The following is a 7474-nucleotide window of genomic DNA, read 5'->3' as shown; positions in this document are numbered from 1 at the left end:
CGGAATCTTGTAGAAGGCGGCGAGCTCTTCCAAGGTTTCGAACTTCTTCGTCGTCCCCGAGTGGAGCGACTTCGTGAGGTAGCGCTCGATCGAGACCTTCGGCACGAACTGGCTGTCGGCGATCAGGACCGCGAAGCGCTGCGAGCCGTCTTCGTTCTTCAAGGAGAAGATGTCGTTCGTCAATTCCGTGCGGTTCCCGAGTTCATTGAAGCAGCGCTTCCCGGTCTTCGGGTCGAAGGCCGCGCCGTACTGCTTCAGGAAGTCGCAGACGTCCGCGCCCATGCCGATGCCCTTGTCGTCGGGCGAGCACCAGGGGCCCCATTGGATATAGGAGAGATGCACCGGAACGCCGCCCGCACGCATCAGCGTGAAGAGCGCGCCCGCGGTCGCGCCCGGGTGGTTCGTGCCTTCCGTGTCCTTCGTGATCTTCGGGTCGATCATCGAGGTCATGCGCCAGTCGTTCACGAACCCGCCCGCGCCGAAGATGATGCCCTTCGACGCACGGTAGTAGCGGCGGGTACCGATCGTGTTCGTGAGGTCGTTGTCGCGCGAGTTGATGTCGAACGCGTAGCCTTCGCGGACGGCGACGCCGACGGCGCGGCCCGTTTCGTCCTTGATCACTTCGTCGACGATCGTGTTCTTCCGCATGATGCCGCCCTTCGAGAGGAAGTAGCGGTGAAGCGGAAGCATCACGGAAATGCCGGCCGAGACTTCAGGCGCCAAGGAACGGATCTTCGATTGGCCGCCCTGGATGAAGGGCGTGGGCGCGAACTTGCAGCCGCGCTCCAGGAGATAGTTGTAGGCGTCGAGCGCGTTGAAGCAGAGCGCCTTGGCGAGCGCCGGGTCGTTGAAGCCTTCGCCGGCCTTGAGGGTGTCCTTGAGGAAGAGTTCGGGCGAATCGTCCGTGACGCCGTGCTTCAGCTGCTCGGGCGAGCGCGGAATGTTGATCCAGAAGCCGGTGATCGCGGAGTTGCCGCCGTAGACGGGCATCTTCTCGACCATGATCACTTTGTTCAAGCCCTGGTCGAGCGCTTCGTTCCCGGCGCAGGTCGCGGCGACGCCCGAGCCCACGATGATCGTGTCGAACTCTTCGTCCCACTTGATGTCCTTGGCGGCGGGGATGTTGCCCGCGGCGGGGTTCGCGGCGGAGGCCGCACCCATCAGGCCGAAGCCGCCCAAGGCGGCGAGACCGCCCTTGAGGAAGGCACGTTTCTGCATGTTTGGTTCTCCTTCTCCCCGCACCGTCCGGAACCGGGACCGGGGAATCCGGTCGGTTTCGGGGGAAAGCGCGCGGCCCGGGTGGTCAGGTTTCCCGAAGGAACCCTCCGGAACGCGTGCGCGGACGGTGCGGTGCGTGTACGCTTAATTTATACCGGACGGACTGTATAATCTTTGCCAACCATCCGTCCACACGGACAAACCCCAATGCGGCGTGAGACAATCGACCATCCTCAAAATTTTGGAGCACACCCATGACCGAGCAACTCCATGACGCGGCGGCGCTTGAAGCGCAGGCTGCCGGGAACACCGCGGAAGGCGCCAAGGAAGCACGGCGCCCCACCCGCGCCGACGGCCGCGCCACGCGCGCGAAGCTCCTTGACGCCGCGCGCACGATCATCATGGAGGAAGGCACGGACCGGCTCACGATCGACCGCGTGATCAAGTTGGCCGGGATGAGCAAGGGCTCGTTCCTCTACCACTTCCCCTCGCGCGACCATCTTTTGGAAGCCCTCGTCGACGACTACGCCAACCACCTCGCCGACGTGCAGACTTCGCTCGAAGCGGCCTCGCCCGACGCGGCGCACCCGCTTCTGGCGAGCTACCTCGCGTGGTACGAACAGTTCCAGGAGGGTGAGATCGACCAGGGTTCCTCGCCCCTGGTCGCCCTGGTGATGGCGTCCCGCAGAAACCGGCGGTTTCTGGAGCCCGTGCGCTCCTGGTACCGGCATTATTTCGACCGGCTGGAGGCGATGAGCGCGCAGAACGCCCCGGACGCCGCGTACGCGCCGGGGACGCAGGGCTGCGACAAGACGGAGGCGCTCCTCCTGACGCTCGCCATGGACGGGCTCTTCTTCCATCAGCTCTTCGGGACGGACGTGCTCACGAACGAGGAACGCGCGGCCGTCACGGGCCGCATCGCGGTGCGCTCGGGGAACAGCAAAGGGATGCGCAAGACCGCGAAGAAGTGAGCAGCGGGGTCTATCGTTCGAGATCGAGCGATAGAGAACCCTCATCGGACAAATCAATTCTTCGTTTTGGTGGGGCCCGCCTTGCTAAAATGCGGGTTTCACCTTCACCGGTCCAACTTCTTCACCACCATGACCGACCAGACGACGAACCCTCCCCGTCACGTCTTCATCGTGAGCGACGGCACCGCCATCACCGCCGAGGCGCTTGCCCACTCGATCCTCGCGCAGTTCCCCGATCTGCGCTACCACCAGACCCGCATGCCCTTCGTGACGACGGTGGACAAGGTTCAGGAAGTCGCCCGGCAGATCGCCGAAGAGGAAAAGCGCGACGGCCAGCGTCCGATCATCTTCACGACGTTCGTCGACCCGCAGATCATGCGCGCGTTCAACGAATACGTCTCCGGCCACGTCATCGACCTCTTCCGCAAGTTCGTGGGTCCCTTGGAAACCGAACTCGGCATGAAGAGCGCGCATTCGGTGGGGGCCACCCACCGCATCCGCGACGACGAGAAGTACAACCGCCGCATCGCCGCGATCGACTACACGCTCCAGCACGACGACGGGCAGACGAACCGCGGGCTGGACGAAGCCGACGTGATCCTCGTGGGCGTTTCGCGCTCGGGGAAGACCCCGACCTCGCTTTTCCTCGCGATGCAGTTCGGGATCAAGGTCGCGAACTATCCGCTCATCCCCGAGGACTTCGACCGCGGGGAACTCCCCGAGGCGCTCCGGCCGCTGCGCCACAAGCTCTTCGGGCTTTCCATCAAGCCCGAACGCCTCTCCGAAATCCGCAACGAGCGTCGCCCCGGGAGCCGGTACGCGAGCATGGCGAACTGCACGAGCGAAATCGAAGCGGCCGAAAACCTTATGCGCCGCGAAGGGGTCCGCTGGCTCAATTCGACGACGAAGTCGATCGAGGAAATCTCGGCCACGATCATCTCCGAGCTCGGGCTCGACAAGCGGCGCGTGGAATAAGGCGCGCCCGGTCTGAGACCTCCGTTTTCCGAATCCCGTCCGTGATCCGTCACGGGCGGGATTTCTTTTGGAGACGCCCGCCCGCATCGGACACCCGAAGAGGACCCCGCGAGGTCCCACCGCGAGTAGGCGTATGCTTGGATTCGGCGCGCCTCTTCCCACGGGCACGCCTTCGACCCAACCACGCCCGAGGCCCGCCCATGACCGACGCCGACGAACCGACCGACCCCACCCCTGCCGACGCGACGGCGGAAGAAATCCGCGCGCTCGAAGTTTCCGTTGCGGAAACCGAAGCCCGGCTCACGCGCCTTCGGGACGACCTCGCGGAACTGCGCCGCCGGGCGGCGCAGGCCACCACCGCACCGACCGCGGGCGCCTCCCCGCTCAACCCCGAAGCCCACATCTCCAACAGTCAAAAGGCCGCGCTCTTTCTCTCGCTCTTTTCGGGCCGCGGGAACGTGCACGCGGTGCGGGTCGAGGGGCAGATCGGGCCCGAGGGCGAGGTGCTCAAAGGCTACCGGCCCGAGTGGCGGGCGATGACCGCGGCCGACGTCGCGAGGCACCTCAAAGGCGAGACCGTCAAGGGCACGGACTTCGTGCTGGGGAGCTACCCGATGACGAGCCGCACGCACTGCCGGTTCCTCGCCTTCGACTTCGACGAGAAGACCTGGCGCGAGGACGCGAAGGCGGTGATCCGGGCGGCGAGGACTGAAGGGATTCCGTTGGCGCCGGAAATCTCGCGCTCGGGCGAAGGCGCCCACCTCTGGCTCTTCTTCACGGAACCCGTCCCCGCGGCGACGGCGCGGCGCTTGGGATTCGCGCTGATCGCCAAAGCCGTCGCGATGAGGTCGAGCCCGAAGTTGATGAGCTTCGACCGGCTCTTTCCCGCGCAGGACGTGCTGAAGAACGACACGGCGATCGGAAACCTCATCGCGCTCCCGCTCCAGCGTGGGCCCCGGCTTCGCGGCGCGTCCACCTTCACGGACGATGAGCTCCAGCCGCTCGCCGCCCCGTGGACGTACCTCCAGAGCGTCCGGCGGCTTTCGGCAGAGGACGTGACCGACGCGCTCGTCCGGCTCGAACGCTCGATGGGCGCGAAGCCCCTCGACGTCGACGGATTGACGGCGGACGCCGTCTCTCCCAAGGAGCCGCCCTTCTCGCTCGTCATCGAAGACTTCTTCGCCTACCCCGACCGGCCGCTTCGCGCCGCGACGCCGCAGGTGGAGCTCCGGCTCGGGGCCGCGATCGGGATCCGGTCGGACGCCTTGACGCCCGAACTCCGTGCGGCGTTGATCCGCATGGGGTCCTTCTGGAACACCGAGTACCTGGTGGCGAAGCGCCGGATGATGCCCACCCGCGGGCAGCCCCCGCGTTTCATCCTCGCGGACGAACGGGGCGGCTGGTTCACGCTCCCGCGTGGGCTTCTCCCCAAGGTACGGGAGCTCTTCACCGAGCACCGCATCGCCTACAGGATCGTCGATGAGCGCACGCCCGGCACTCAGATGGATCTCGCCTTCCACGGGACGCTGCGGCCCCAGCAGGTCCGGGCGGTCGAGACGATCGCCGGGCACGACGAAGGGATCCTGGTCGCCGCGACCGGCTTCGGAAAGACGGTCGTCGCTTCCGCCTTGATCGCGAAGCGGAAGGTCTCGACCCTCATCGTCGTCCCCTCCAAGGTCCTGGCCGACCAGTGGCGGAACCGCCTCCTCGTCTTTTTGGGGCTCCAGAAGAAGGAGGTCGGGCAGTTGGGCGCGCAGAGGAAGCGCCTCACCGAACGCGTCGACATCGCGATCGACCGGTCGCTCGCGACGATGGAGCCCGAGAAGCTCGCGGCCTTTCTCGCCCCCTACGGGCAGATCATCGTGGACGAATGCCACCACGCCGCGGCGGGCGGGCTGATCGACGCGCTGAACGCCTTTCGGGGGCGCTTCCGCGTGGGGCTCACCGCCACCCCGAAGCGGCGCGACGCGAAGATGCCCGCCGTCAAGATGCTCTTGGGGCCGGTCGTCGGCCGCTTCAAGGGCGATAGCATCGGGGATAGGCGTCTCACCGTCGTCCCGACCCGGTGCTTCTCCGGGTACTTCGCGGGCGCGAAGAGCGGCCGGGAGGCGTTCGACGAGGCCGTTCGGGCCTTGATGACGAACGGCCTGCGAAACGACCTCATCACCCGTTGGGCCGAGGACCTCTTGGCCGTCAACCGCCGCACGCTCGTCCTCACGAAGCGGATCGAACACCTCGCCATTCTGCGTGAGCGCCTCTCGCCGCTCACCCCGCACTTCTTCGTTCTCGAAGCCTCGATGGGCGCGAAGGCGAGGAAGGCCTTGGTGGCCGACATTGAGGCGCTCCCGCCCGAGACCCCGCTGATCCTCCTCGCCACGGGCGGGGTGGCCGGGGAAGGGTTCGACCTTCCGCGGTTGGACGCGCTGCTGCTCACGTTCCCCGTGAAGTGGGAGGGGCTCTTGGAGCAGTACGTCGGAAGGCTTCTGCGGCCCGCGCCCGGGAAGACGGACGCCTGGGTGGTCGACTTCGTCGACCGGCAGATCCCCGTCCTCTTCTCGATGTGGCGGAAGCGTCAGGTCGGCTACAGGAAGGTGAAGTTCCGTGAAGAGGACCCCCAGGGCGCGGCGCTCAGCGCCGCAGGGGCGGCCGGATCGGCCGCTTGGGTCCAGCCGCATCCGGCGGCCCCGGAGGCGGCGGTAGCGGACATTGGAGAGACCTTCGCGCCGGACGCTCCCGACCAGGCCGACCTGCTCGCGGCAGTCGACGCTGCGTTCACGGGCGAGCCCGATCTCGGGGACGGTCCCGCCGCGTGGGCGGAAGCCGCTCCAGACGAACTGGACCCTGCGGTCTGCGGCTCGCTTTTCGAGGATCTCCCCGACGGGCGCTGAGGACTGGAGGCCTTACGCCCGCTTCGGGCGGCGCGTGCGCATCTCGCGCACGGTGCGGGCGGCGAAGGACGCCGCGCTCTCGCCCGCAATCCGCCCGAAGACGAAGGCGTCGGTGAGGCCGTTGCCGCCCAGGCGGAAGCGCCCGTGCACGCCCCCGGCGGTTTCCCCTGCGGCGTAGAGCCCGGGGATGGCGCGTCCTTCGAGCGAGAGCGCCTCGGCTTCGGTCGAGATCGCGATCCCGCCGCAGCAGTAGTGGATGTCGAAGCGCTCGCGCCCGAAGTAAAACGGCGGCTGCTCGATCGTCTGCATGAAGCACTTTCGGCCGAACGCCCAGTCTTCGCCCGAGAGCGCGGCGGCGTTGTGCTGCCGGAAGGTTTCCCGAAGGACCGAGACGTCGACCCCCATCTCGCGCGCGAGGCTCGCGAGGTCCGGCGCGCTTTTCACGACGCCCGACGCGAACTTCCCCGCGAAGGTTTCGCCCTTCCTGCTCCGCTCATCGGTGACGACCCAGAAGCTCGACGCTCCGGTCTCAATGAGCTTTTCGAAGATCGCGGACCAGGTCGCCGTTTCGTCGACGAACCGGCGGCCCGAGTCGTCCAGGAACATTTCCGCCCCCGGATAGTCCAAAACGCGCCCGCCCCAGTACGGAATCGCCATCACGGCGTCCATGTCGCGAAGACGCGCGCCGACGGCTTCCGCCATGCGGATGCCGTCCCCGGTCGCCGGGTCCTCTTCGGGGCGAAGCGGACTGAAGGTCGTGCGGTAGACGTCGGTGAGCTGCGGGCGCCAACGGCGGCGCAGGTGCGCGTTCGCACCCCAGCCGCCCGTGGCGAGCACGACCGCGCGCCCGCGGATCTCTTCTCCGCCCTGAAGGCGCACGCCCGTGATGCGGGTATCGTCGTAGTCGTCTTCGGTCAAAAGCCACTCGGCGCGCGCGCCGTAGCGGACTTCGCCGCCCAAGGCCTTGAAGCGGCGCATGAGGGCGGAGATGAATCGGAACCCCGGGTGCGACGCCACCGAGCGCCACGCGCGGGGCCAGCTCCCGTTGTAGGCCTCGTAGGGGACATCTTCAAACGCCACCCCCAGACTCCTGAACCACGGGAGCACCTGACGGCTCCCTTCCACCAGGCGTTGGACGAGCTCCGGGTCGGCCTTCCCTTCGCCCGCCTCGAAGGTGTCGTCGAAGAACCTTTCGGCCGAGTCGCCGAAGCCTTCGACGAGCGCGTTCAAGGAGCCCGATGCCACCATCGTGTGGCCGCCCGCCGTGGGCTGCTTCTCCAAAAGGAGCACGCGCTCAGCGCCCCACTCCTTCGCGCCCACCGCGGCCGCGAGCCCCGCGCCCCCGGCCCCGACGACGATCACGTCCCAGAGGGGTTCGCCGCCGGACTGGGAGGCCGCGTCCGCGGCCTGAGCCCAAGGGGC

General features: G+C 67.2%; 5 protein-coding genes. 3 read left to right on the top strand and 2 right to left on the bottom strand.

Annotated elements, in window-relative coordinates; translation table 11 throughout:
• Window positions 1–1218 (bottom strand): FAD-binding protein (locus tag HMPREF9440_RS10575; RefSeq protein WP_050816157.1); only part of this gene is annotated, 1218 nt, incomplete at its 3' end.
• 254 nt (window positions 1219–1472) lie between these two features.
• Between HMPREF9440_RS10575 and HMPREF9440_RS10570 the strand changes: the two genes are divergently transcribed.
• The 3 genes from HMPREF9440_RS10570 (at window position 1473) to HMPREF9440_RS05545 (ending at window position 6052) form a co-directional block, all read left to right on the top strand.
• The gene (locus HMPREF9440_RS10570) at window positions 1473–2189 is read left to right on the top strand and encodes a TetR/AcrR family transcriptional regulator (RefSeq protein ID WP_008542295.1); all 717 of its coding nucleotides are present in this window, start codon (window positions 1473–1475) and stop codon (window positions 2187–2189) included.
• Between the two features lie 129 nt (window positions 2190–2318).
• The gene (gene ppsR, locus HMPREF9440_RS05550; protein WP_008542293.1) at window positions 2319–3164 is read left to right on the top strand and encodes a posphoenolpyruvate synthetase regulatory kinase/phosphorylase PpsR; all 846 of its coding nucleotides are present in this window, start codon (window positions 2319–2321) and stop codon (window positions 3162–3164) included.
• A gap of 200 nt (window positions 3165–3364) precedes the next feature.
• Complete coding sequence (locus HMPREF9440_RS05545) at window positions 3365–6052, top strand: DEAD/DEAH box helicase (RefSeq protein WP_008542292.1); 2688 nt, start codon at window positions 3365–3367, stop codon at window positions 6050–6052.
• Window positions 6053–6064: 12 nt separating this feature from the next.
• Here HMPREF9440_RS05545 and HMPREF9440_RS05540 read toward each other — a convergent pair.
• Window positions 6065–7474, bottom strand: a 1410-nt coding sequence (locus tag HMPREF9440_RS05540) for an FAD-dependent oxidoreductase (protein WP_008542291.1), incomplete at its 5' end; no start/stop codon positions are given.

The sequence above is a fragment of the Sutterella parvirubra YIT 11816 genome (assembly GCF_000250875.1).
GTDB lineage: Bacteria > Pseudomonadota > Gammaproteobacteria > Burkholderiales > Burkholderiaceae_F > Sutterella > Sutterella parvirubra.
This window is presented reverse-complemented; position numbering and strand designations above follow the sequence as displayed.

Coding starts and splice junctions, on each gene's coding strand:
- HMPREF9440_RS10570 (WP_008542295.1), top strand. CDS start 1,473: ATGACCGAGCAACTCCATGACGCGGCGGCGCTTGAAGCGCAGGCTGCC.
- ppsR (WP_008542293.1), top strand. CDS start 2,319: ATGACCGACCAGACGACGAACCCTCCCCGTCACGTCTTCATCGTGAGC.
- HMPREF9440_RS05545 (WP_008542292.1), top strand. CDS start 3,365: ATGACCGACGCCGACGAACCGACCGACCCCACCCCTGCCGACGCGACG.